The organism is Kitasatospora sp. NPDC053308, from assembly GCF_055585785.1.
In genome coordinates this window covers 99743-123963 of sequence record NZ_JBVJJY010000002.1, presented here as the reverse complement: position 1 = coordinate 123963, position 24221 = coordinate 99743, and the positions used below count along the sequence as shown (strand labels likewise).

At 73.3% G+C, this 24221-nt stretch carries 20 protein-coding genes and 2 pseudogenes; 12 read left to right on the top strand and 10 right to left on the bottom strand.

Going from position 1 to position 24221, the window contains the following annotated elements; all coding sequences use genetic code 11:
* Positions 1-119: 119 nt before the first annotated feature.
* On the bottom strand, positions 120-983 hold the full coding sequence (locus ACZ6Y7_RS05860; protein ID WP_465756583.1) for a universal stress protein: 864 nt from the start codon (positions 981-983) through the stop codon (positions 120-122).
* Positions 984-1428: 445 nt separating this feature from the next.
* Between ACZ6Y7_RS05860 and ACZ6Y7_RS05855 the strand changes: the two genes are divergently transcribed.
* Together ACZ6Y7_RS05855 and ACZ6Y7_RS05850 are read left to right on the top strand one after the other, a co-directional pair.
* Positions 1429-3018 (top strand): oleate hydratase, encoded by a 1590-nt coding sequence (locus tag ACZ6Y7_RS05855; RefSeq protein WP_465756582.1) that lies wholly within the window; start codon positions 1429-1431, stop codon positions 3016-3018.
* A gap of 201 nt (positions 3019-3219) precedes the next feature.
* Positions 3220-4092 (top strand): universal stress protein, encoded by an 873-nt coding sequence (locus ACZ6Y7_RS05850; protein ID WP_465756581.1) that lies wholly within the window; start codon positions 3220-3222, stop codon positions 4090-4092.
* A gap of 97 nt (positions 4093-4189) precedes the next feature.
* Here the strand turns inward: ACZ6Y7_RS05850 and ACZ6Y7_RS05845 are convergent, their stop codons facing one another.
* From ACZ6Y7_RS05845 to ACZ6Y7_RS05825, 5 genes are read right to left on the bottom strand one after another with little or no spacing between them, the layout of a single operon-like run.
* Positions 4190-4957 (bottom strand): sigma 54 modulation/S30EA ribosomal C-terminal domain-containing protein, encoded by a 768-nt coding sequence (locus ACZ6Y7_RS05845; protein WP_465756580.1) that lies wholly within the window; start codon positions 4955-4957, stop codon positions 4190-4192.
* A 23-nt stretch (positions 4958-4980) separates the two neighbouring features.
* Positions 4981-5976 carry a carbamate kinase gene (locus tag ACZ6Y7_RS05840; RefSeq protein WP_465756579.1) on the bottom strand — a complete coding sequence of 332 codons (996 nt, stop codon included), beginning with the start codon at positions 5974-5976 and terminating at the stop codon, positions 4981-4983.
* Positions 5977-5978: 2 nt separating this feature from the next.
* Positions 5979-6983 carry an ornithine carbamoyltransferase gene (gene argF / locus ACZ6Y7_RS05835; RefSeq protein WP_465756578.1) on the bottom strand — a complete coding sequence of 335 codons (1005 nt, stop codon included), beginning with the start codon at positions 6981-6983 and terminating at the stop codon, positions 5979-5981.
* Positions 6984-7007: 24 nt separating this feature from the next.
* Positions 7008-8231: an arginine deiminase gene (locus ACZ6Y7_RS05830; protein ID WP_465756577.1), complete on the bottom strand. Its 1224-nt coding sequence runs from the start codon at positions 8229-8231 to the stop codon at positions 7008-7010.
* 37 nt (positions 8232-8268) lie between these two features.
* Entirely contained in the window at positions 8269-9783 is a 1515-nt protein-coding gene (locus tag ACZ6Y7_RS05825) for an amino acid permease (protein WP_465756576.1), read from the bottom strand.
* Between the two features lie 386 nt (positions 9784-10169).
* Between ACZ6Y7_RS05825 and ACZ6Y7_RS05820 the strand changes: the two genes are divergently transcribed.
* From ACZ6Y7_RS05820 to ACZ6Y7_RS05810, 3 genes are all read left to right on the top strand, one after another.
* Complete coding sequence (locus tag ACZ6Y7_RS05820; protein WP_465756575.1) at positions 10170-10463, top strand: universal stress protein; 294 nt, start codon at positions 10170-10172, stop codon at positions 10461-10463.
* A 202-nt stretch (positions 10464-10665) separates the two neighbouring features.
* On the top strand, positions 10666-11364 hold the full coding sequence (locus ACZ6Y7_RS05815) for a response regulator (protein ID WP_465756574.1): 699 nt from the start codon (positions 10666-10668) through the stop codon (positions 11362-11364).
* Positions 11365-11482: 118 nt separating this feature from the next.
* Complete coding sequence (locus ACZ6Y7_RS05810; RefSeq protein ID WP_465756573.1) at positions 11483-11917, top strand: pyridoxamine 5'-phosphate oxidase family protein; 435 nt, start codon at positions 11483-11485, stop codon at positions 11915-11917.
* A 19-nt stretch (positions 11918-11936) separates the two neighbouring features.
* On the opposite strand, the gene ACZ6Y7_RS05805 is transcribed toward ACZ6Y7_RS05810, so the two are convergent.
* Complete coding sequence (locus tag ACZ6Y7_RS05805; RefSeq protein ID WP_465757003.1) at positions 11937-13631, bottom strand: GAF domain-containing sensor histidine kinase; 1695 nt, start codon at positions 13629-13631, stop codon at positions 11937-11939.
* 559 nt (positions 13632-14190) lie between these two features.
* Between ACZ6Y7_RS05805 and ACZ6Y7_RS05800 the strand changes: the two genes are divergently transcribed.
* The 6 genes and pseudogenes from ACZ6Y7_RS05800 to ACZ6Y7_RS05775 all read left to right on the top strand — a co-directional run bounded on the left by ACZ6Y7_RS05800 (position 14191) and on the right by ACZ6Y7_RS05775 (position 19414).
* Positions 14191-14676 (top strand): hypothetical protein, encoded by a 486-nt coding sequence (locus ACZ6Y7_RS05800; protein ID WP_465756572.1) that lies wholly within the window; start codon positions 14191-14193, stop codon positions 14674-14676.
* A gap of 127 nt (positions 14677-14803) precedes the next feature.
* Complete coding sequence (locus tag ACZ6Y7_RS05795; RefSeq protein WP_465757002.1) at positions 14804-15100, top strand: DUF2087 domain-containing protein; 297 nt, start codon at positions 14804-14806, stop codon at positions 15098-15100.
* A pseudogene (locus ACZ6Y7_RS05790) lies at positions 15079-15300 on the top strand (IS5/IS1182 family transposase); the annotation flags it as partial. The gene ACZ6Y7_RS05795 and the pseudogene ACZ6Y7_RS05790, both read left to right, overlap by 22 nt.
* 802 nt (positions 15301-16102) lie before the next feature.
* Entirely contained in the window at positions 16103-17392 is a 1290-nt protein-coding gene (locus ACZ6Y7_RS05785) for a hypothetical protein (protein WP_465756571.1), read from the top strand.
* Positions 17389-18222 carry an FkbM family methyltransferase gene (locus tag ACZ6Y7_RS05780; protein ID WP_465756570.1) on the top strand — a complete coding sequence of 278 codons (834 nt, stop codon included), beginning with the start codon at positions 17389-17391 and terminating at the stop codon, positions 18220-18222. Before ACZ6Y7_RS05785 ends, ACZ6Y7_RS05780 begins: the two co-directional genes overlap by 4 nt.
* A gap of 32 nt (positions 18223-18254) precedes the next feature.
* Positions 18255-19414 (top strand): annotated as a pseudogene (locus tag ACZ6Y7_RS05775) (glycosyltransferase family 4 protein).
* Here the strand turns inward: ACZ6Y7_RS05775 and ACZ6Y7_RS05770 are convergent.
* Complete coding sequence (locus tag ACZ6Y7_RS05770; protein WP_465756569.1) at positions 19415-20083, bottom strand: response regulator; 669 nt, start codon at positions 20081-20083, stop codon at positions 19415-19417.
* A complete protein-coding gene (locus ACZ6Y7_RS05765) occupies positions 20071-21348 on the bottom strand; it encodes a sensor histidine kinase (protein ID WP_465756568.1) in 1278 nt (425 codons plus the stop codon). The genes ACZ6Y7_RS05770 and ACZ6Y7_RS05765 overlap by 13 nt, the downstream gene beginning before the upstream one ends.
* Before the next feature lie 144 nt (positions 21349-21492).
* Between ACZ6Y7_RS05765 and ACZ6Y7_RS05760 the strand changes: the two genes are divergently transcribed.
* Positions 21493-22113 (top strand): ABC transporter ATP-binding protein, encoded by a 621-nt coding sequence (locus ACZ6Y7_RS05760; protein WP_465756567.1) that lies wholly within the window; start codon positions 21493-21495, stop codon positions 22111-22113.
* Positions 22114-22424: 311 nt separating this feature from the next.
* On the opposite strand, the gene ACZ6Y7_RS05755 is transcribed toward ACZ6Y7_RS05760, so the two are convergent.
* Entirely contained in the window at positions 22425-23909 is a 1485-nt protein-coding gene (locus ACZ6Y7_RS05755) for a PucR family transcriptional regulator (protein WP_465756566.1), read from the bottom strand.
* Positions 23910-24221 lie beyond the last annotated feature (312 nt).

Here is a 24221-nt window from a genome sequence, read left to right as displayed (position 1 = left end):
GGTGGGAGCCCCCACAAGCCCGAACCCCCCCCCCCCCCCCACCCCCCCTCTCCCCCGGTCTTACCCCCCCTCCCTCGCCCCCGCCCCCCTCCCCCGGCCACCGGCGTACGCGGCCCGGCTCAGTCGTGCGGCACCACCGCCACCGGACCGTGGGCGTGGTGAATGACCGCGTGCGCCACGTGCCCGAGTTTCGGAGCGGCCGGCGGGCGCGCGGGCGCGTGCCGGCCCACGACCACCAGGGCCGCACTGCGCGAAGCCTCCACCAGCGTCCGGGCCGCGTCCCAGCCGGACACCTCCGCCACCGCGCGCACCTCGGGGAACTTCTCCCGCCAGCGGGCAAGGGCATCCCGCAGCCGCACCGTCTCGGACTCCACCAGCGACCGGCGGATATCCTCCGGCGCGATCGGGGCCTCGGTCCGCAGCGGCCCGTGCGGTTCGACCCGCCCTTCCAGCGCCCGCAGTACGGCGCCGCGCCGGGCGGCCTCCTCGAACGCGAACCCGAGGACCACGTCCGACGGCCGACCGCCGCCCCGCAGGCCGACCACGACCTCGCCGAGCCCGGCCTCCGGGCCCGCAGCACCCTCCGGAACCAGAACGACCGGGCACCGCGCCTCCCCGGCGGTGCGCAGCGCGACGGAGCCGAGGAGCCTCCCGGCGACCGCGCCCGGTCCCCTCGAACCGAGCACCAGCAGCCCCTCCTGCTCGCCGGCGGCGGCCAGGGCGGACCACGGGTTCCCGGGGACCACCTCGCAGGAGACGTCCAGCTGGGGCAGCGCGGTCGCGATCGACGCCAGGAGCGCCGTCGCGAAATCCGGCGGCCGGTGTCCGGCCGTCTCCCGGTGCGGGAGGTCGCCGCCCTCCGGCGGTACCACGCACACCAGCCGGAGGGCGACGCGGCGCCGGTAGGCGTCGAACGCCGCCCATCGAGCCGCCGCGCTGCTCTCGGCGGACCCGTCGACACCCACCACGACGGAATCGGACATGGTTGCGACCTCCAAGGCCTCTGGGACGGGCACCTGTGTGCCCGGCTCGTATCGAGCAGGGTCGTCCCGCACGGGGACGTCCCGACATGGGCCGGGCAGCCCCTGGCAGGTGCCGAAGGTCCTCGGAGCGGGGCGTGGTGCACGGGTCGGCCACCGGGGAGGCGGCATGGTGCAGCATGGCGTGGGCCACCGGTCCGGGGCGGCCGGGCGAGGCTTCGCGGGCACGTGCCGGCGGTCCGGGCCTCGGGACGGGACCTCGGGACGGGACCGACGCCGGGGCGAACCCGGCCGCGCAGACCGTTCGCCACCGCGGCCCGGGACCAGTGGTCCTGCGACCAGGTCCGCCCGGCCCTGCCGGCCACGGGCCCGGTGGGAGAAGGCTGGAGCCAGCCCGCCGACCAGCCCGGGGCGGCAGGGGGCACCGGCCCGCTCACCAGGAGAAGTCATGATCGAAAGTTCGCGGCAGACCAAGGCCTACCTCGTCGGTGGTGGCATCGCCTCCCTCGCCGCAGCGGCCTTCCTGATCCGGGACGGCGAATTCCCGGGCGAGGACATCCGGATCCTGGAAGAACTCCCCGTGGCCGGCGGCTCGCTGGACGGCCGGGGATCCGACGGGCAGGGCTACGTCACGCGGGGCGGACGGATGCTGGAGGAAGAGGCGTACACCTGCCTGTGGAACCTCCTGGACACCATTCCCACACTGGACGACGAGAACCTCACCGTCAGACAGGAGATCCTCACCTTCAACGAGCAGTGGCCCACCGAGGCGAAGGCCCGGCTGATCGACCGGGACCACCGCATCCTGGACGCCTCGCAACTCGGTCTGAACACCCGGGACCGGATCGAACTCGCCCGCCTGCTGGCCCTGCCCGAGTCGGTGATCGGCTCCCGCCGGATCGACGAGTTCTTCTCCGAGCACTTCTTCGCCACCAACTTCTGGGCGATGTGGCGCACCACGTTCGCCTTCCAGAACTGGCACAGCGCGATCGAGCTGAAGCGGTACTTCCTGCGCTTCGTCCAGGAGTTCCCGCGCATCCACACCCTCTCCGGCGTCCGCCGCACCCGGCTGAACCAGTACGACTCGATCGTGCGGCCGCTCATCCGGTGGCTGACCGAACGCGGGGTGCGGTTCGAGCACGGCGTCACGGTCACGGACGTCGACTTCACCGAGGACGGCGGAATCCGCCGCGCCAAGCGCCTCCACCTCGACCGTGGCGGCAACCCGGAGACCATCGAGCTCGCCGAGCTCGACCTGGCGTTCATCACCCTCGGCTCGATGACCGCGGACGCCGCCTACGGCGGGGACGACACCGTCGCCGAACTGGTCCGCGACAAGCGCGACGGCGGCTGGACGCTGTGGGAGACGCTCTCCCGCAAGGCCCCCGACTTCGGCCGGCCCGGCGTCTTCAACGGCAACATCGCCGAGGCCGCCTGGCAGTCCTTCACGCTGACCATGCGCAGCCCCGCCCTGCTGAAGCGGATCGAGGAGTTCTCGGGCAACGCCCCCGGCACGGGCGCGCTGATGACGTTCAAGGATTCGCCCTGGCTGATGTCCGTCGTCGTGCCGCGGCCGCCGCACTTCGAGGGGCAGCCCGAGGACGTCCTCACCCTCTGGGGTTACGGCCTGTTCATCGACGCGCCCGGTGAGCACACCGGCAAGGCGATGGCGGCGTCCACCGGCAGGGAAATCCTGGACGAACTCCTCGGCCAGCTCGACTTCGAGGACATCGCCGAGGAGGTCCGTGCCACCACCACGGTCACCACCGTGATGATGCCCTACACCACCAGCCAGTTCGCCCGTCGCGGCGTTCACGACCGGCCGCTGGTGATCCCGCACGGCGCCCGCAACTTCGCCTTCCTCGGCCAGTTCGTGGAGATCGCCGAGGACGTGGTCTTCACCGTCGAGTACTCGGTGCGCGGCGCCATGCACGCCGTGTACCGGCTGCTCGGCCTCGACAAGCCGGTCCCGCCCGTCTACCACGCCCTCTCGGACCCCAAGAGGGCGTTCCAGGCGCTGAAGTCCGCCTTCGGCTGAGCGGCCGGCAGTCTCCTCCATCGAACGCGCGAAGGCGCGCACCCGGAACGCCCGGGTGCGCGCCTTCGCGCATCCGGGACCTTGGCCCCGCGGATGTACCCGGCCGGCCCTGGGGCCGGAGGGCCGCCCTCGGCGAGGCTGGTCCCGGACCCGGGCGGTGGTGCCCGGGGCAGTTCGAACGACGGAAAGCAGGGCATCGCCATGAGCAAGTTCGTACTGGCCGGTATCGACGGTTCGGCCGAGAGCACCGCGGCGGCGCAGTGGGCGGCCGACGAAGCGGTACGCCGAGGCCGTGCCCTGCGCCTCGCCCACGCCTGGACCTGGGAGGACGACGTGCACGCCGATCCGGACCAGCCGGCGCGCGTGCGCGCCCAGACCGAGCGGATGCTCGACGACGCCGCGCGGCAGGTGCGCGCGGCCCACCCCGGGCTGGAGGTGCACACCGCACTCCTGCCCGGCCACGAGCCGGCCGCCTCCCTCCTCGCCGCCGCGGCCGAAGCCGAGCTGCTCACCGTCGGTTCCCTGGGACTGGGCGGCTTCGAGGGCCTGCTGGTGGGATCGGTCGGCCTGAACGTCGCGGCGCGGTGCGACGTGCCGGTCGTCCTGGTCCGGGCCGCGCAGCCGCGGCAGACCGGCGCCCCCGACGACGCCGAAGTGGTCGTCGGCATCGACACCCGTGACCCGGCGGACGAGGTCGTCGGCTTCGCCTTCCGGGCGGCCGCGGCACGCGGCACCGTGCTGCGCGCCGTTCACGGCTGGACGCCGCCGCCCGGGTGGGGCTACGGCGGCTGGACGGCGCCGCAGCTCGAGACCGAGCAGTTCCGCGTCATCGAGGCCGAGTTGCTCGGCCGGGCGCTCAACCCGTGGCGGAACAAGTACCCGGACGTGACGGTGGTCGAGGACAACCGGATGGGCACCGGCGCCGGCGCCGTGGTGGACGCCTCCGGGGACGCCGCACTCGTCGTGGTCGGCCGCCACCGGCGCCGTCACCACCTCGGCCTGCGCCTCGGTCCGGTCGCCCACGCGGTGATCCACCACGCCCAGGCGCCGGTCGCCGTCGTCCCCCACGACTGACACGCCGCAGGTGCCCACCGCGGCACCGGGGACGGCAATGCGGATGCCGCGTCCACTCGAGGTGGACGCGGCATCCGGCTTTTCCGCCCCGCGCCGGCTACTGCGCGGGAGTGATGAGGCCGTAGTGGCCGTCGTAACGGTGGTAGAGGACGTTGCCGCGGCCGGTCCCGCGGTCGGTGAAGAAGAGGTACGGCAGGCCGCTCAGGCCGAGGTGCGACGCCGCGTCGGCGGTGGTCAGTTCGGGCACCGCACGGGTGCTCACCGAGATGCCCGGCTCGGTCTCGGGTGCTTCTCCGGCCGAGGCGATACGGTACGTCCCCGTCGTCCCGTCGTGGTCGACGACGCGGTCGCCGCCCGTCGTCGCGTCGGTGTAGAGGTGGAAGTCGTAGTCCATCGCCTCGAGTTCGAGTACCGCCTCCCAGGTGGTCCGACGCACGAGCCCGTAGGACTTGTGCCGCACGATGCGGCGCTCCTCTCCGTCCGGCTCGCGGCGCTGCGGCCGGTGCTCGCGCCCTGCGACGGACCGCTCGGCGTGATGGCGGTGGTGCTGGTGGGACCGCACCCGGGCGATCCTGGCATTGAGTCGGTCCTGGAGCAGGTCGACGGCCTCCTGCATCGTGGTGGCGGCGACGTGGGCGCGCACGGGGCGGCCGTTCAGGTCGATCGTGGCCTGGGCGATCGACGGCTTGGCCACGGCGTGGTTCGGCTCCTGGGTGAGCTTCACCCGCGCGGCGAGGACCGGTTCGTCGAGCCTTTCCAGGACGGCGAGGAGCTTCGCCTCGGCGTAGTCGGGCGCGGCCAGGGTGACCTCGCCGCGGGTCGTCACCGTGATGGCGGTGGCGGGCCGGTCGCGGTGCGAATTCATCGTGGTTCTCCTTCCCGGCTGCGTCAGACGGTGGTGTGGGCCGCGGTGGGGTTCCGGACGGGTGATCCGGCGGGCAGCGCGGTGGGGTCCGGCTTTCCGTCCTCGACGGCGCCCCGCACGGTGGTTCCGGTGGTTCCCAGCAGCGTGCCGAGCGCGTTGTCCAGTGGGCCGATGGCGGCGAACCGGCCGGTTCGCTCCACGAATCCGGCGGCGGCTTCGGCCTTGGGACGCATCGAGCCCTCCGGCAGGTCGAGCGCGCGCAGTTGCGCGGGAGACGCGGTGACCAGCGGGCGGGGGTGGGAGGTGCCGTAGCCGGTGAACACGTGGGTGACGTCGGTGAGGATCAGCAGCGCGTCGGCGTCGAGCTGCCGGGCGAGCAGCGCGGCGGTGAGGTCCTTGTCGACGACCGCCTCGACACCGCGCACCCGGTCGGTGTCCGGATCACGGGTGACCGGGACGCCTCCCCCACCGGCGGCGATCACCACGGCGCCGGTCGCCAGCAGGGCCTGGACGGCCGCCACTTCGACGATCGCCGTCGGCTGCGGGGAGGGAACCACACGGCGCATCCGGGCACCGTCCCGCGCGGTGGTCCAGCCCCGCTCGATCTCGGCCATCCGGGCCTGCCGGTCGGTGAGTTGTCCGCCGATGAACTTGGCCGGCCGGCGGAAGGCGGGATCGCGGGGGTCCACTTCGGTGTGGGTGACCAGCGCGGCGACGGCGCGGCCGGGCAGCCGGGTCATCAGCTCACGGGCGAGCAGGGTGCCGATCATTCCCTGGGTCTGGGCCCCGAGGACGTCCAGGGGGTACGGCGCGGTGAGGGCCGGGTCGGTCTCGCTCTCCGCGGCGAGCAGGCCGATCTGCGGTCCGTTGCCGTGGGTGATCACCACCTCGTGCCCGGCCGTGACGAGTTCGGCGAGCGAGCGCGCCGCGTCGTGGACGTGGCGGGACTGGACGGCGGCGTCGGGGTGTTCGCCCCGCTGGAGCAGGGCGTTCCCGCCCAGGGCTGCGACGATGCGCATGGTCACTTCCTCCCGAGGGTGGCGACGAGGATCGCCTTGATGGTGTGCATGCGGTTCTCGGCCTGGTCGAAGACCAGCGAGGCGGGCGACTCGAAGACCTCGTCGGTGACTTCGAGGCCGGCGAGGCCGTGCTCGGCGGCGAGTTCCGCGCCGAGGTCGGTGCGCCGGTCGTGCAGGGCCGGCAGGCAGTGCAGGAAGGCGGTGTCCGGGTTGCCGGTGGCGGCCATAGTCTTGGCGTTGACCTGGTAGGGCAACAGCCGGGCGATGCGCTCGGGCCACTGGGCGTGCTCCTCGCCCATGGACACCCACACGTCGGTGTAGAGGAAGTCCGCCCCGCGGACGGCCTCCGCCACCTCGTCGGTGAGGGTGAGCCGGGCCCCGCTCTCCTGGCCGAGCAGCAGGCACTCCGAGACGAGGGCCGGGTCGGGCCACAGGTCGCGCGGCGCGGCGATGCGCACGTCCATGCCGAGCAGGCTGCCCATGGCCGTCAGGGAGTGCGCGGTGTTGTTGCGGGCGTCACCGAGGTAGCAGAAGGAGATCTCCTCCGGCGGCTTCGACGTGTGCTCGCACATCGTGAAGACGTCGCACAGGCTCTGCGTCGGGTGCCACCGGTCGGTGAGACCGTTGTAGACCGGGACGCCCGCGTGGGCCGCGAGTTCGGTGACGGTGTCCTGGTCGAAGCCGCGGTACTCGACGGCGTCGTACATGCGGCCCAGCACCCGCGCGGTGTCGGCCACGCTCTCCTTGTGCCCGATGTGGGAGCTGTCCGGGCCGAGGTAGGTGGTGGTCGCCCCTTGGTCGGCCGCGGCGACCTCGAAGGCGCAGCGGGTCCTGGTGGAGTTCTTCTCGAAGATCAGGGCGATCCTGCGGCCGGCGAGGCGAGCGGTCTCGGTGCCGTCCCGCCGGGCGGTCTTCAGCTCGGCGGTGAGGTCGAGGAGGTGGTGGATCTCGGCGGCGGTGAAGTCGAGTTCGCGCAGGTAGTGGCGGCCGGTGAGGTCGGTGGCCATGGGGTTCGTCTCCTTCGGTGAGGGTCAGTTGGCGGGGTCGCGCTGGATCGGGCAGCTCATGCAGCGCGGTCCGCCGCGGCCGCGGCCGAGCTCGGAGCCGGCGATGGTGACGATCTCGATGCCCTGCCGGCGGAGGTGGGTGTTGGTGGTGGTGTTGCGCTCGTAGCCGACGACGACGCCCGGGGCGAGCGCGAGGAAGTTGCTCCCGTCGTCCCACTGCTCGCGCTCAGCGGCGCGGGAGTCCTGTTCGGCGGCCAGGAACCGGACCTTGTCCAGGTCGAGGGCCTCGGCGAGCGAGGCGGCCAGGTCGGGGGCGGCCCGCACGTCGTAGCCGGCCGGACGCTCCGGGGCGGGGGTGAGGGTCCAGGAGCGCAACCGGTCCGCGAGGCCCGGGTAGAGCGCGAAGGTGTCCCGGTCGACCATCGTCATGACGGTGTCCAGGTGCATGAACGCCCGGCTCTCCGGCAGCCGCACGGCGATCAGCCGGTGCGCGGTGGTGGTCGCGAACAGCTGCTGGGCGAGGGTTTCGACGGCCGTGGCCGTGGTGCGCTCGCCCATGCCGACCATGACGACACCGGGGGCGATCACGTGGACGTCACCGCCTTCCACGCTGAGCCCCGGCGCGGTGGCAGTGCCGTCCAGCAGTGGGGGTGCGGTCTCGGCGAACAGCGGGTGGAAGCGGTAGATCGCCGCGGTGTGCAGGGTCTCCCGCCGGCGGGCCGGCTTCGCCATCGGGTTGAGGCTGTACCGGGAGCCGATCCAGCAGGAGTTGTCGCGCGGGAAGAGGTGGTTGGGCAGCGGCGGGAGGGCGAAGTCCTGCTCGCCCAAGGTGTCCCAGACCAGGCTGTGCGGGCTTCTCAGCGGCAGGTCCTCCTTGAGGACGCCGCCGATCAGGTACTCGGCGAGTGTGGCGCCGTCGAGCTGCTCGCACAGCTCCCGCACCGGCTCGACCAGGGCCGGCCCGACGGCGGCCGGGGTGACCACCTGGTCGAGCAACCATGCCCGGGCCGACGGTAGTTCGAGCGTCTCGGCGAGCAGCTCGGCGTAGTGGTGGACGCGGACGCCGTGGTCGCGCAGCACCTGGGCGAAGGCGTCGTGCTCCTCGCGGGCGCGCTTGGCCCAGAGGATGTCGTCGAAGAGCAGGTCGTCGGCGTTGCGCGGGGTCAGCCGGGTCAGTTCCAGACCGGGGCGGTGCAGGATCACCTGGCGCAGGCGGCCTGCTTCGGAGTCGACACGCAGGGTGGACATCGGGGGCACTCCTCGGGGGTCAGTGCTGGTAACGGGATCAGTGCTGGTGGCGCGGGAAGACCGCGCGTCGCAGGATGGTCGGCAGGCCGACGGGCCGGACGGTCCGGGCCGCTTTCGGCAGCCCCCCGTCGCGGTGGGCCGTACCGATGGCGGCGGGCGGGGCGTCGGTGCCGGTCGGGCTGCCGGCGGCGGGCCGGGTGTGGGGCCGCTTGAGCCAGACGTAGACCGGGATGCCGAGCAGGATGGTGAACAGGCCGTAGTAGACGGTCTGGTAGCCGCTGCCCTGGATCGACCAGTAGGAGAAGGCCAGGGCCAGGACGGTGACGGCGGTGTCCCGGGCGAGGCGACGACGGTCCGGTTGTTCCCGCCCGTGCTGCGCCAGCCAGTACAGCTGGGCGGCGGCGGAGACCAGGTAGGGGATCACGGCGGTGAGCACGCTCAGCAGGACGATCTCGGTGAACACCTGGGTGAACCGGGTGTAGCTGACCACCGTGAGCAGCGAGGCGAGGACCGTTGCCGAGACGATGCCGAAGGCGGGGACCTCGCCGCGGCCGCGAGTGCGGGCGAAGGCGGCCGGGAACAGTCCGTCGCGGGCCGCGGCCATCGGCATCTCCGCGCAGATCAGGGTCCAGCCGTTCAGGGCGCCGAGCCCGGAGACGACCGCCGCCGCGGCGACCAGGTTTCCGGCCCAGTGGCCGCCCGCGATGTTGTTCATCGCGTCGGTGAACGGGGCGGTGGAGGCGCCGAGTCGGGCGTGCGGGACGGTGCCGAACACCGCCAGCGTGCCGAGCAGGTAGATCGCCGCACAGGCCAAGGTGCCGTACACGGTGGCCCTGGGTACGTTGCGCTTCGGCTCCCGCACCCGCCCGGCCGCCACCGAGGCGGTCTCCAGACCGATGTAGCTGAACAGCGCGATCGCCCCGGCCGCCGAGACGGCGCCCAGCGCCGACCCGCCGCTCGCGTTGAACGCGCCGAAGTTGCCGGACTTGACGAACAGCAGGCCGGCCGTGGCCATGAACGCCAGCGGCAGGAACTTCAGCACCGTGGTGACCACCTGGAAGGCCCCGATGCTGCGCACGCCGGCCAGGTTCACGATCGCCGGCAGCCACAGGCCCGTCAGCGCGATGGCAATCGAAGTCCCGGTGTGGTGGCCCTTGTTGACGAAGACCTCGACGTAGCCGACCCAGGCCACCACGATGGCCGCGTTCCCGGCCCAGGCGGTGATCCAGTAGGACCAGGCGGTCAGGAAGCCCGCGAACTCGCCGAACGCCTCCCGGGCGTAGACGTACGGGCCGCCACTGCCGGGCACCCGCTTCGAGAGCTTCCCGAAGGTCACTGCCAGCGCCAGCGCCCCGACGGTCACCAGCACGAACGCCACCAACGCGATCGGCCCGTACGGCGCGAGCGCCGAGGGCAACGCGAACACCCCGGTCCCGATGACGCTGCCGACGACGAGTGCGGTCGCGGCCGGCAGTCCGAACGTGGCGTTGCGCCCTGCGGTTTCACCTGCCGTCGGGCTCGCCAGCGTTCTCCCGCGATCGGATGCGGACATGAGGGGGCTCCTTTGCCAGGGACCGGAGGAATTCGGGCGGGACACCAGCCGTGCCTGTCGCCCACGGTGAAGATCCTCGGCCCGCGGCCCCGCCCTGCCCCAGGGACCTCGGGCCCTGCTTGCGGCGCCACCCGTCCCGGGCCGGCACCCCGGTGGTCCCGACCCGGCCCGAGTCGCGCGGTGGCCCCAGGACTCGCAGCGGATCAGGGATGTCCGTCGCGTGCACCGTGGCATCCGCCCCGCGAGCCCGGCTCCGCACCGGCCGGGGACCAGTGGCCCGTTCGCCGGATCTGTCGGCCTCTGGTCCCGCCCTCGCCTCCGCCGCGAGAGTGGCGGAGGCGAGCGGTGTCAGTCCTCGCCGAGGGCCAACGAAAAGGAGCAGAACCATGCCGGGAAACGTCCTGACCGGGATCGACGGATCGGCGCAGAGCCGGGCAGCCGTCCTCTGGGCCGCCCAGGAAGCCGTCCGCCGCGGCACCGGTCTGCGGATCCTCCACGCGTGGCCCTGGCTGAGCACGGGCGACATCGGCGCGCCCCGGACCGGAGACCTGCGGCCCGCCGCGCTGAAGGCCCTGTCCGATGCGGCGGAGCGGATCCGCCGGACCCATCCCGGCCTGCCGGTTCGGAACCCCGCTGGACCGGACGCGTCCACGGTGAGCCCGGAACCCCCGACACCTTGAGTTGGTGACCGCCCCGCACCGACGCCGGACACGCCGCCTGTCGGACGGCGCTCTCCCCGGCCGGATCATCACAGCTCCCGCCGGCCGCTGCCTCGCCGGAGACAGGGCCTTCCGGCCCTACCGGTGCGCTCACGCACGCGGCAGACTCCTGGCAGGTTTCGCCCGCGCCATCCGGTGCCGGGTCCCGAGGTACGGAGAAGCGATGGCCGACGACGCGGCAGACCAGTCGATCACCCCCGTCAAGGTGTTCCTCCTCGACGACCACGAGGTCGTCCGCCGGGGCGTCCATGATCTGCTGGACGCGGAGCCCGGCCTGACCGTGATCGGCGAGGCCGCCACCGCGGAGCAGGCGATCACCCGCGTCCCTGCCCTGCGTCCCGACGTCGCCATCCTGGACATGCGGCTGCCGGACGGCGACGGCGTGACCGTGTGCCGCGAACTCCGCTCACGCATGCCCGAACTCGCCTGTCTGATGCTCACCTCCTTCGACGACGAGGAGGCCCTGCTCGACTCGATCATGGCCGGCGCCGCCGGCTACGTCCTCAAGCAGATCAGCGGCACCGACCTCGTCTCCGCCGTACGGACCGTCGCCGCCGGCCAGTCCATGCTCGACCCCGGCGCCACCACCCGTCTGATGGCTCGACTGCGGGGCGACGCCCCCGCTCCGGCCCAGGCTTTCCCCGAACTCACCGACCGGGAGCGGGAGATCCTCGCCCTCGTCGGCGAGGGGCTGACCAACCGCCAGATCGGCCAGCGGCTCTACCTCGCCGAGAAGACCGTCAAGAACCACGTTTCCCGGCTGCTCGCCAAACTCGGCGTGGAGCGCCGGGTCCAGGCCGCCATCATCGCCACGGAGACCCTCGCCGCCCAGAACCAGGGCGGCGGACGGCTCACCCGCTGAACCCGTCTCCGCTGCCCACCGGAGATCCGACCAGCCACCCGGGACCGGGCCGGCCTGCCGCCACCCGGGGACCAACGGCCCCTCCCCCGCGCGAGGGCGCAGCGCGAGCATCGTTGCCATGACACCCGATACCACGCCGTCACTTGACGAGCGGCAGTGCCTGCGGCTCCTCGCCACGGCCTCGGTCGGCCGCGTCGTCTACACCGTGGGCGCCCTGCCGGCCGTCCTCCCCACCCGGTACCTCCTCGACGGTGACGCGGGGGTGGTGCTGAGCGTCGCCGCCGGTTCCGAGCTGGTCCGGGCCGTCTCGGGAGCGCTCGTCGCCTTCGAGGTCAGCGAGGTGGACGAGATCGACGGCAGCGGCTGGAGCGTGACCGTCCTCGGCCGGGCCGACGTGAGCGAGGAGCCTCCCACGGACGGGTACGCCCCGGCAGCCCGACCCGCCGGCCTGGTGACCATCCGGATCCGGCCCGAACTGCTCAACGGCCGCGTCCTGTCCGCCTCGTTACCGCATCGGTCCGGGCCGGCGGTCGAGCACCGGCCCGCGACATGAGTGCAGCACCCCACCCGGGTCAGCCGAGCGGCACCGACCACACCAGGTCCGTCCCGCCCTCCGGGGGGCTCGCGAGTTCCAGGGTGCCGCCGAGGCTCTCGGCCCGCTCCGCGAGGTTGCGCAGACCACTGCGCCGGCCCTGCTCCGGGATCCCGACCCCGTCATCCCGTACGGTCAGCACGACCCGTGCCCCGGCCGCCTGGAGCACCACCTCGACGCGGCGCGCCTTCGCGTGCCGGGCCACGTTGCTCAGTGCCTCCCCCAGCACCGCCACCACGTGCTCGGCCACCTCCGCGGAAACGTCCGTGTCGAGCAGGCCCTCCATGCTCAGCCTCGGCGCGAAGCCCAGCGCCGCCTGCGCCTCCTCGACCACGCGCACCGCCCGGGCACGCAGGCCCTGGCCCGCGTTGTCGTCCCGGGCACGGAGGCCGAAGATCGTTGAGCGGATGATCTTGATGGTCTCGTCCAGATCACCCACCGCCCGCAGCACCCGGTCCGAGGCGCCGGAGTGGTCGATGAAGCGGGCCGCGCTCTGCAGCGTCATCCCGGTCGCGAACAGCCGCTGGATCGCCAGGTCGTGCAGGTCGCGGGCGATCCGGTCGCGGTCCTCCAGCATCGCCAGCTGCTCCGCGTCGCGGCGGCGCTCCGCAAGCTCCAGGGCCAGCGCCGCCTGGTCGGCGAACCCCAGCAGCGGGGCGATCTCCCGCTCGGTGAACGGCTGCTCCCCCGACCGCCTGGCCAGCAGCAGCACACCCTCGACCTGCCCGGCGCCGCGGCCGAGCGGCACCGCGACCGCCGGCCCCAGCCCGTCGAACCGCCGCGGGCCCGCGGACAGCCGCGGGTCGCCCGCCAGATCGGCCGTCGCTGCCGGTGAGCCCTGAGCGCAGGCCTCGCCGGACAGCGAGCCTTCCAGCGGCACCACCAGGCCCAACCGCTCGGCTTCGTCCCCGCCCAGTGCGAGCTCCACCCGCACTGCCGCGGTGCCGGCCACAGGGACGGAAACGTCCGCCAGCTCAGACCCGGTGATCTCCCGCGCGCGCTGGGCGATCAGCTCCAGCACCTGCGAGCGGGCACTACCGGACAGCAGCCCGCGGGTGATCTCGGCGTTCGCGGCCAACCAGCGGTGCTGACGTTGCGACTCCTCGTACAGACGGGCGTTGTCGATCGCCACCCCGGCGGCCACCGCCAAGGTCGAGATCACCGACTCGTCGTCGGCGTCGAACTCCTCGCCGCTCCGCTTGTCCGTGAGGTAGAGGTTGCCGAACACCTCGTCGCGCACCCGCACCGGCACACCGAGGAACGTGCGCATCGGCGGATGGTTCGCCGGGAACCCGTAGGACGCGCCGTGCCCGGCCAGATCCGCAAGGCGCAGCGCCTCGGGGTGGTGGATCAACTCCCCCAGGATGCCCCGGCCGGTCGGGTAGGGGCCGATCCGCGCGATCTCCTCCTCTGACAGTCCTACGGTCAGGAACTCCGACAGCGTCTCCCCGTCCGGACCGATCACGCCGAGCGCCGCGTACCGGGCGTCCACCAACACCGCGGCCGCCTCGACGATGCGCCGCAACACCTGGGTCAGATCCAGCTCCCGGCCCACCGACAGCACCGCCTCCAGCAGGCTGTGCACCCGGTCCCGGGTTCCCCGAGCGGCGTCGATGCGCGCCTGGAGCTCCTCCAACAGCTCGTCCAGCCGTAGCTGCGGAATCCGCGGCCGCATCTCGTCCCCGCCCACGGGAGACCTCCTCGCCTGTTCTACCGACCGGCCGATTCTCGCAGACCGTCGAAGCGTCGAACAGGTGCGGACCAGCAGCACAGATCGCCCTCCGATGGCTCCGAAGCAAAGGCCGCGACGACCTCGAACAGCGGGACTCGCAAGTACAGGAGAGCTGGCCCCACAGGATTCGACTGCCCCTGCGAAACCTCCGCCGCCCCTACCCCACCGCCACATCCGGCCACGGCCTCCGTCGCCACCCTCGTCGCCATCGGTGCCAGGTTCGCCCGGTGCGGCAAGTCGGTCCGCTGAAGGTCGTCAGCCGGGCGAGCGTGTCGTCCGTCGGGGTCCGTCGAGATCACCAGGTAGCCGGTCATGGCGTGCATCGCCCTTCCCGTTACCGTGCCCTGCGGGCTCGGCTCCGAGCCCGCCTCCAGTGCAACCCGTTCGCGGCCGGCAGCGCCGCCCCTGACGCGCGGTCTACACCCATCGGGCCTGTCCTGACGTTCCCTTGACATCCCTGCGGCCGAAAGGGTGCGGCCCCGTCCTGGCATGATCTGTGGCCATGGACCTGGAGACGCTGCTGCGCCGGCTCGCCGACGAGTACATCGAGGACCCCTGGGACCGGCCGGAGGAGTACCACCACGCCGGTGACGCGACCTTGCCCGGCCTGCCGTCGGGCTCGCACCCGGTGCACATCGGCGCCGAGATCATCGACAACACCGCGGTCGGGGCGGAGGAGGCGTTCGTGGTCCTGCTGCTCGTCCAGTTGGGCCCGCCCGAGCGGATCGCCGAGGCCGAGTTCGTAGCGGCCGCACCGCACTGGCAGGCTCTCAGCGCCGACCTCGGACTGCTGTGGGACGCCGCCACCGTGGAGCACCGGACCGGACCGGGCCGCCACCAGCGCGTCTGGCTGGCCCGCCAGATCACCCCGAACCTCAGCCTGCCCGCTCTCCCGACCTTCGCCGAGAACACCGTCTGCCGCGAGGGCCGCACGGCCGACGGGGCGCTGGTCGCCCTGCTCTTCACCCTTGACCGGCGGTCACCCTGACGATCAATCAGTCGAGCCGGCGCGGCGGCATGCGAACCTCCCGCGACGACGCCGACGCCAGGAGGCCCGTGACCAGTGCCCTCCCGCCCAAGGTGGCCTCGCTGTCCCGTGACGGGCGCCCGAGGCCATCCCTCGCGAGGCCGCCCGCCGCGACCCGTTGCTCGACCACCTCGCGGCGACGCTCGTCGAGCCCGGCCGCGCCTACCGTGAGGTCGAGGCCAACGAGGTCAGCGAGGCCAACCGCACGGTGCACGACGACTTCCCGGCGCTGCGCCGCCACCTGGTCGAGAGCGGCCGGTCGAGCCCGGCCGAGGACGGCAGCAGCTACCGCCGCGCGGGCCGACGCCGAGGAGCGCCTACGATGTGCACCCCAGCGCCGCCCGCAGGTCCAGCCCGGTGTGGAAGCGGGGGATCAAGCCGGTGATCGCCCGCCGCGGAGTGCCCCACGGATCAGGACTCGGCGTCCACCGCCGGGTCGTCGAGCGCACCATCGCTCGGCTCCACGGCTGCCGCCGCCTTCGTATCCGCCGGGAACGGCGCGATGACATCCACGGAGGCTTCCTCGGCCTTGCCACCTGCCTGATCGCTCGCAGGCACGTCCCGCGACTTTGTCAGGACCTCTGATGCTCCCGCAGGATGGCCGGTTCTACCCAGGATTCATCTGGTGATGAAGGTCGTCCCAGGTCCACGGCCGAGCTGCCCGTCCGTCCGTCTCCCGTCCGTACTGGCCGAAATCCTCGCGCCGACCTACAGCGGCATCTTGCAACCTCCTGGCATACGTCCGCGCTTCCTCGGTTCCTCCCGCCTGGGACATCGCCAACGTCAAAGCCTCGCCGCCGGCGTAGTCCGACACGCTCGCGTGGGTGGCGGCCCTGGTCGCGAGGGAGCGGACCGCCTCGCGGTCCCCGGTTGAGCGCAGGGAACGCACGAGGGCGGCGAGCCCACCCGGGTTCGCAAGCTCCACGTGGGCGGCGGGCCGGCGGGCCAGGAGTTGTCGTACAGCGTCGAGGTCCCGAAGCCTTCTCGGGGCCCGCAGCAGTTCTGCGACACCGTGTGGATCCGTCAGTGTATCGACAGCCCCGAGCGAATCGCTCGTCTCGGTACACGCCGAACCGAGCGACTCGGCGGGCTGCTCCAGGACCACCAACCCGGTTCCCGATCAAGCCGGATGAGGTTTTCGACCAGGACACGGTCACCTGGCCGGGAGCAGGCCGGCCCGGGACAGCCGTCGAGGGCATGAGGTGACCCGGCGGGTGCGGCCGATCTCGATGCCCGCCGCCCTACGCGGTCGCTGCGCGCCGTTTCGGGCACAATTCCGCCGCGCGCCCAACTGCCGCTCGGTGCGGGAATGGTAGGGAAAACCCGACCGCCGGTTCTCGACCTGGCTGTCATGACGTCACATCCCTGCGGAAGCTGCAATGGAGGCGTGCTCACTCACCAGGCCCACCGGGCTCCGGGAGCGGTCGGGCAGAGGTGGCTCTGGTGTGCCGGATGGCTCGCAGCCGCCGCCTGGGCCGCCTCGTTCCCCCTCGTCTCCTCCCTCGGACCGCACCGGACCTGGGGTACCGTCGCCGCGGTCGGCTACCTCGGCGCGGCGGTCGCCGTCCTGCTGCCGTCGCGGCGGGACGCCCGGGTCGTATCGGCCGCACTCGCGCTCGCCGGTGCGGCCGTCCTGCCACTGCTCCTGCTGGTGCACACCGGGGCGGCCCAGAGCGAGGTCGGGGTGATCGAGCGCTCCGGCTCGTTGCTGCTGCACGAGGTATCCCCGTACCTCGACGATCCCCGCACGGTGGACGAGGTAACGCCCTATCTGCCGGGGATGGCGCTGCTCGGGCTGCCTCGGGCGGTGCTCGGAACCCAGGGACCGTTGGCGCGGGTGGCCGGCGACCCCCGGCTCTGGTGCGCGGCCGTGCTCCTGGCCGGCTTGTGGACCGCCCACCGGCTGCTTCGCGCCGCCGCGCCCGCCGGCGGCCGACGCTGGAACGCGGTGCCCCCGGGGACGGCGCTCGCCGCCCTGGTCGCCTCGCCGGTCGTGGCGCTGCCACTCGCGGTCAGCGGCGTCGACCTCCCGCTGACCGGACTGCTCTGCCTGGCGCTCGCCCTGGCCGCAGCCGGACGGCCGACCGCCACCGGGCTGGCCCTGGCCGCCGCGTGCGCGATGAAGTGGACCTCCTGGCCTGCGGTCGCCGTCGCCGTCGCCCTGCTCGCCGCCACGGCCGGTCGGCGGGCCGCGGCCCGCTGCTCCACCCTGGCACTGCTCGGCACCGCCGTCCTGGTGCTGCCCGCCGCGCTGGTCGCCCCCGGGCCCATGGTCAACCAGGTGCTGGCCTTCCCGCTCGGCCGCGGCGGGCTGCGGACCGAGGCCGCCAGCCCGCTGCCGGGCAAGCTGCTCGCCGACCTCGGTACAGCCGGCTGGGGCACGGCGGTCGCGCTCCTGCTGCTCGGCGGCCTGACCATCGCCGTCTCGCTGGTACGCCGGCCGCCCCGCGACCTGGTCGCCGCCGCCGACCGGCTGGCCCTCGGCCTGGGAGCAGCCTTCCTGCTGGCTCCGGCCAGCCGGTTCGGCTACCTCGCCCTGCCCGCCGTGCTGGCGATCTGGGCCCGCGTCATGCCTAAGTCCTGCCCGGCGGCCCCGCACCCGCTCCCGCTGCCCGGGCACGCGACCGAACCCACCCCCCGCACCTCCCAGTCCTCCCAGGAAGGAGGTGTCCGATGAGCCTCCACCCGGTGGACGCCACGGCACCGCTCGACACCACCGACCGACGGCACCCCGCCGCCGCGGCCCTTACCCGTACGACCGGGGACCGGAGCCGTTCGACCGGGGCCCGCACCGCCACCGTAGCCACCGCCCTGCACTGGGGCGGAACCCGGCTGCCCTTCGTCGAGGACGAGGTCGCCGGTCTGCGCCAGGTAGTCGCCCCCGGCGCCACCTGCCTGGACGTCGGCGCCGAGTACGGCCTCTACACCTGGGTGCTGTCCTCGCTGGTCGGCCCGGCCGGCCACGTCCACAGCGTGGAGCCGCTGCCCGGCCCGTCCCGCTGGCTGCGCACCGCCTCCCGGCTGCTGGGCACCCGCAACGTCACCGTGCACCGGTTCGCCCTCGGTGCGGAGGCGGGCCCAGGCACGCTCAGCCTGCCCAAGCGCCGCGGGCTCCCAGTACACGGCCGGACGTACCTCACCGAGGGCGCGGACGGCCCCGGGCCCAACGCCGAGTTCGCCGCGTCCGTGCGGGTGCCCACCCGGGTCGTCACCCTCGACCAGTTGGCGGAGCGGCTGCCCCTCACCCGGGACTCCTTCATCAAGGCCGATGTCGAGGGCGCCGAACTGGCTGTGCTCCGGGGCGGTGCCGCCACCCTGCTGCGCCACCGGCCGACGCTGCTGCTGGAGATCGAGGACCGGCACCTGCGCAAGTACGGGTCGCGCGCGGCGGACGTGCCGCGGCACCTGGAGCAGTACGGCTACCGGCCGCACCGCTGGTGGCGCGGCCGGTGGGCCCGGGTCTCGCAGGTCAGCGACGACTGCCGCAACTACCTGTTCACCGTCTGACCACCCCACCTGGATGCGAGGCACCGACTCCCATGGGCACCACGCTGATCGTCACCAACGACTTCCCGCCCCGGCAGGGCGGCATAGAGACCTTCGTACACGCGATGGCCGTGCGCGTCCCGGACAACGACGTGGTCGTCTACACCTCCAGTGAGCCGGGTGACGCCGCGTACGACGCCGCCCTTCCCTTCCCGGTGGTCCGGGACCCCAGCCGGACGCTGCTGCCCACCGCCCGGGTCACCCGCCGGGCGCTCGAAATCGCCCGCGCCCACGACAGCGACCGGGTCTGGTTCGGGGCCGCCGCACCGCTGGCCGCAATGGCGCCCGCGCTGCGCCGGGGCGGGATCGAGCGGATCGTCGCCACCACCCACGGCCACGAGATCTGGTGGGCCCGCGCCCCACTCGCGCGCCGGCTGCTGCGCCGGGTAGGCGACCACGTCGACGTCGTCACCTACCTCGGCGAGTACACCCGCCGCCGGATCGCCCCGGCGCTGGGTTCGCGGGCCCGGATGGCGCGGCTTGTCCCGGGCGTGGACGCCGGGGCGTTCCGGCCGTCGCCGGAGCACCGCCGGGTGATCCGCGAGCAGTACGGTCTCGGCGAGGCCAAGGTGATCCTGTGCGTGTCCCGGCTGGTCCCCCGAAAGGGCCAGGACGCCCTGATCCGGGCGCTGCCGCTGATCCGCCGACAGGTCCCGGACGCCGTCCTGATGATCGTCGGGCACGGCCCCGACGAACCTCGGCTTCGCCGGATGGCACGTCAACTCGCCCCGGAGCCGCGGTGTTCGTCGGCGGCCAGGACCACGGGTCGACGGCCTGGTACTACGCGGCGGCGGACGTCTTCGCCATGCCGTGCCGGACCAGGAAGGGCGGCCTGGAGGCGGAGGGGCTGGGCATCGTCTTCCTGGAGGCCGCGGCGAGCGGCCTGCCCGTAGTCGTCGGCGACTCGGGCGGCGCACCGGACACCGTGCTGGACGGCCGGACCGGCAGCGTGGTGGACGGCCGGGACGTGCCGGCCGTGGCCGACGCCGTCGCGACGGTTCTGCTGGACACCGACCGGGCCGGGGAGTTCGGGCGGCGCGGCCGACAATGGGTGTCCGAGCAGTGGTCCTGGGACGCCTCGGCGGAACAACTCACCCGGCTTCTCACCCCTGGGGTGGAGCTGCGCTCCGCCGCCGTCCCGCCGGTGGACTGACTACGACGGCACGCCCCCGCCGCGCAGGTAGGCCAGGACGGCCAGGACCCGCCGGTTGCCCTCGACCGGGTCGAGGTTCAGCTTCATGAAGATGTTGCTGGAGTGCTTGACCACCGAGGCCTCGGTGACGGTCAGCCGCTGGGCGACCGACTGGTTGTTGAGCCCCTCCGCCATCAGCCCCAGCACCTCCCGCTCGCGCGGGGTCAGGCGCTTCAACGGCTCGTCGGCGGTCCGCTGCTGGAGCAGCACCCGCACCACCTCCGGGTCGAGGACGGTCTGCCCGCCCGCCACCCGTTCCATCGCGTCGAGGAAGTCGGCGACCTCCCCGACCCGGTCCTTCAGCAGGTACCCGAGGCCGCCGTCGGTGGAGGCCTCGTTGCTGAACAACTGGGTCGCGTACGCCGTCGCCACGTACTGGGAGAGCACCAGGACCGGCAACCCCCGGTGCCGGGAGCGCAGTTCCACCGCGGCCTTCAGTCCCTCGTCCCGGAAGCCGGGCGGCATCCGCACGTCGGTGATGACGATGTCGGGCCGTTCGGCGTCGACCGCCGCCGCCAGCTCCTCGGCGTCGCCGACCGCGGCGACCACCCGGTGGCCGACCCGCCCCAGTAGCTCCACCAGGCCGGCCCGCAGCAGTACGGCGTCCTCGGCGAGCACTACACGGAGCACGGAACCTCCACACGCAGTTGGGTCGGTCCTCCGACCGGGCTGGTCACGATGAGTCGTCCTCTCAGGATGGCCACCCGGTCGGCCAGCCCCTGCAGGCCTGCGCCGGCGGCGGGGTCGGCCCCGCCGTGGCCGTTGTCGGTGACGAGCAGCACGAGCTTCTCGCCCTTGACGGAGGCGGCGACGGCGACTTCGTCCGCGCCGCTGTGCTTGGAGGCGTTGGTCAGTGCCTCGGTGATGGTGAAGTAGGCGGCCGTCTCCACCACGGCGGGAAGCCGGTCCGGCAGGTCGATGTCGACGGTGACCGGGATCGGGTTGCGCAGTGCCAGCTCGGCGACCGCCGCGGGCAGCCCGTGGTCGGTCAGCACCTGCGGATGGATCCCGCGCACGAGAGTGCGCAGCTGGTCCAGGGCCTGCTTGGCCTCGCCGCGGGCCCGGGTGACCAGCTCGGCCGCGGCCGGGTTCTGCCCGCGCAGCTCCAGCTCGGCCAGCCCGAGGGTCATACTCAGGGCGACCAGCTGCTGCTGGGCGCCGTCGTGCAGGTCGCGCTCGATCCGGCGCCGCTCGGCTTCGAAGGCGTCCACCAACCGGGCGCGGGAGCGGGTGAGTTCGACGACCCGGCTGCCGAGGTCCTCGTCCCGCATCGCCAGCAGGAACTGCGCCGTCCGCACCTGTGCCCCGGCCAGCAGGCCCCCGGCGTAGGCGGAGAGCACCAGCCCGACCAGTCCTGCCGCGCTGCCGGGCAGGGCCGCGACCGGGTCCGAGATCGGGCGGCCGGGCATCAGCATCACGGTGTCCGGACTGATCGACCACACGATCAGCGGCGTCGCCAGCAGGATCAGCGAGATGCCGAGCAGCGCGACGAAGCCGATGCCGCTGGCGGTGAACAGCACGGCCTGGATCAGCAGGTACGCCAGCTCGCGCCAGGTCGCCCGCTCCTTCAGCCGGGTCCGCAGCCAGGCCGTGGCGCCCGCGCCGGGCAGCGATCCGTGCGGGTCGGGCAACGATACGGGCTCGACCAGGAGCAGCCTGCGCCGCTCCAGCGCGGCGAGCGGCACCCCGAGCACGGCCACCCCGGTCAGCACCACCAGCCCGATCCCGATCACGGACAGCCCGACCCCGACGAACAGCAGCGCGGCCAGCACCACCAGCGAGGCGGCGCCCTGGACGGTGCCGGTCAGCAGGAACGCCCAGGCGCGCAGCGGCCACCGCGACCACATGAAGCCCAGCGGCCGCCGACGCATGGCCACCCACACGGCAACCGTCATGCCGCTGCCCTCCCCGCTCGCGCACGAACCCTCGTGCCCGACTCTATCGGGCCACCGCGCACCGGGGATGGTAGGGAAAACCCACCCGCCCGGACTCCTCGCAGGCCCACTGCGTCCGCGCCCGCACTCTGGTGGACTGGGGGCATGTCACTGCTCACCGACATCCAGCTGCCCGCGGTCAACCTGGTCGGCGTCACCAAGAGCTACCCGAGCGCCACCGGGCCGGTCCTGGTGCTGCGCGAGGTCAGCCTGGGCTTCCCGCAGCGGGCCCTGACCGCGGTGATGGGGCCGTCCGGTTCCGGCAAGACCACTCTGCTCAACTGCGCGGCCGGGCTGGACCGGCCGGAGAGCGGCAAGGTGCTGCTCGGCGACACCGACCTGGTGGCCTGCGACGAGCGGCAGCTGACCGAGGCGCGGCGCAGCCGGATCGGCTTCGTCTTCCAGCAGTTCAACCTGCTGCCGATGCTCACGGCTTTCGAGAACGTGGCGCTGCCGCTGCGGCTCCAGGGCCGTAGGGTGCGGCGGGCCGGCGTGATCGAGGCACTGCGGATGGTGGGCCTGGCGGACCAGGCCGACCGCCGACCGGCCCAGCTGTCCGGCGGTCAGCAGCAGCGGGAGGCCGGACCGGCCGAACTCCCGCCCCCGCGCCCGCTCCCCGTGGCCCGCGGCCGGACTCTTCGGAGGATCAGTGGGCGGCGATGCCGGTGGTGGGCCGGGCCGCCCTGGCCAGCAGAGCGATCTCCTGGGCGTCGGCCGGGACCGTGACCGGGGCGACGGTGTCCAGACTCGGATGCGAGCACACACGGACGGCGTGCGGAAGGTCGGCCCGTCGCTGCGAGTGGGCGTCCGCCCCCGCGGATGCCCTTCTCGCTGCGGATTCGCCTCCGTGCCCGCCGCTGTGGCCCCCGGGACGCCGAGGCGGCGGGCGTCGGTGTTGCGCCGGCGCAGGTCCTGGCCGTGCCCTTCCGGGAGGTCCGTGACCGACACCACAGGCCGTCAGCCGCCGCCGCAGTGCGGTGCGGGTCGTGCGGGCAGTCAGGCGGGCGGGCGGTCGTGCGGGCAGGTCGTGCGGGCGGTCATGGGAGACGGCCGGAGGTGCACCGCAGGGCTGCCCAGAGGTCGATCCGGTCGTCGAGGTGCAGCAGGCTCCGGCCGGTGAGTTCCTCGATCCGCTTGATCCGGTAGTGCACGGTGTTGACGTGGATGTGGAGGGCTTCGGCGGTCTTCGCCCAGGAGGCGTTGTGCCGGAGGAAGGCGTCGAGGGTGTCCAGGAGCGAGACGGAGTTCGTCCGGTCGTGCTCGATCAGTGGCGCGAGGAGGCGTCGCCGGAAGGCGGCGGTGATCTCGGGGGGCACGCCGCGGAGCAGGGTCTCCAGGGAGGTGATCTGCGAGCAGCGGCCGATGGAGCCGGGCGGCTGGACGTTGAGGGCGTAGCGGGCCTGGACGAGCGCCGTCCTGAGCTCGGTGGCGAGCGGTTGGACGGTGGGGCCGATGCCCAGGTGGATGCGGCGACCGTCGGTCAGTCGGTTTTCCAGGCGGGTGAGCGCGGAGTGCAGCGTCGCGGCGATCGTCCCTTCCGCCGCTGCGGACAGCGCGACCGCGCCGCCCCGGCCGTCGGGGGCGGCGATGAACGGGTCCGGCAGTTCGTGGAGGGCCTCGGCGAGGGCGGTGGCCGTCCAGGTCTCGGAGGTGCCGTCGATCCGCGCGGCGACCGGGGTGAGCCGTGTGTGCGGGGGAAGGCCGGACAGGGCGAGGGCGCGTTCGGCTTCGGTGTCGGCTTCGGCGCCGGAGTCGAGCAGTTCGATCAGCCGGGTGCCGGTCTGCCGCTGGGCGCAGGCGGTGGCCCGGGCGCGGGTGGCCAGGGGAGCGAGCAACTCGGCGAGGCCGTGCAGCATGGTGGCGGCGGTGGGTCCCGGTTCGGTGTGGGGCCGGAGCAGCCAGCCGTCGAAGGGCGAGTCGCCCGGTGGACCCACCGGGACGGGTGTCGCGGCCGTGGTCCCCGACGCGGAGCAGGCCAGCAGGCGGCCGGCGCCGGTGGTCAGGGAGCAGTCGGGCAGGCCGAGGTCGGTCACGGCCCGCTGCAGGAGGTCGGCCAGCGGGGCCTGGGCGTGGATCATCTGGGTCAGGGTGCGGCGGGCGGCGGCCGGCAGTGCAGCCTTGCCTTCGGAGTGCGTCTGGAGGTCGCCCCACAGGCGCAGGTAGATGCGGTCGGTGACGGCGCGGAAGCTGGTTCCGGTGGGGATCGACAGCAGGGGGACGCCGTGCCGGCGGCAGGCGTCGATCAGTTCCGGCGGAACGGTGCCGTGGGTCCCCTCGCCGGCCAGGAGCGCGGCGGCTTCGGCACTGCGCAGGGCGTTGGCGAAGCGCAGCGCGGCCTGGCCGTCGTCGGGCCGCCACCAGACGAGACCGGTGAGGACCAGTTCGCCCGGCTGCAGGTAGCGGGCCGGGTCCTGCAGGTCGGTGGAGGTCACCCCGCTCACCTCGCGGCCGAGCATGTCCGGGGATGCCCAGGCGACCTCGATGTGGAGGTCGTCCAGCTCCAGCAGGTCTCCGACGATCATGGTGTGCTCCTCGTGCTCCGATCGCTGGCGCATCGCATGTGCGAGATCGAGCGCCGGAACGGCATCGTAAATGCCAGGGGAACCGTGGGTCCTCCCTCTTGTTCGATCACCCGATGGGCGGGGGGCGGACGGTGTCGTTGTCCAGTGGTCCCGACACTGGCGCTCCGGTCGGACCGGGTGGGGTAGGACCTGAGGAGCGCGTCCGAACACGACCGGACTCGGCGGGGATCGTGGGCCGTGGGCCGTGGGTCGTGCGTCGTGGGTCGTGCGTCGTGAGGCGTGCGTCATGAGGCGTGCGTCCGCAGCGGCACT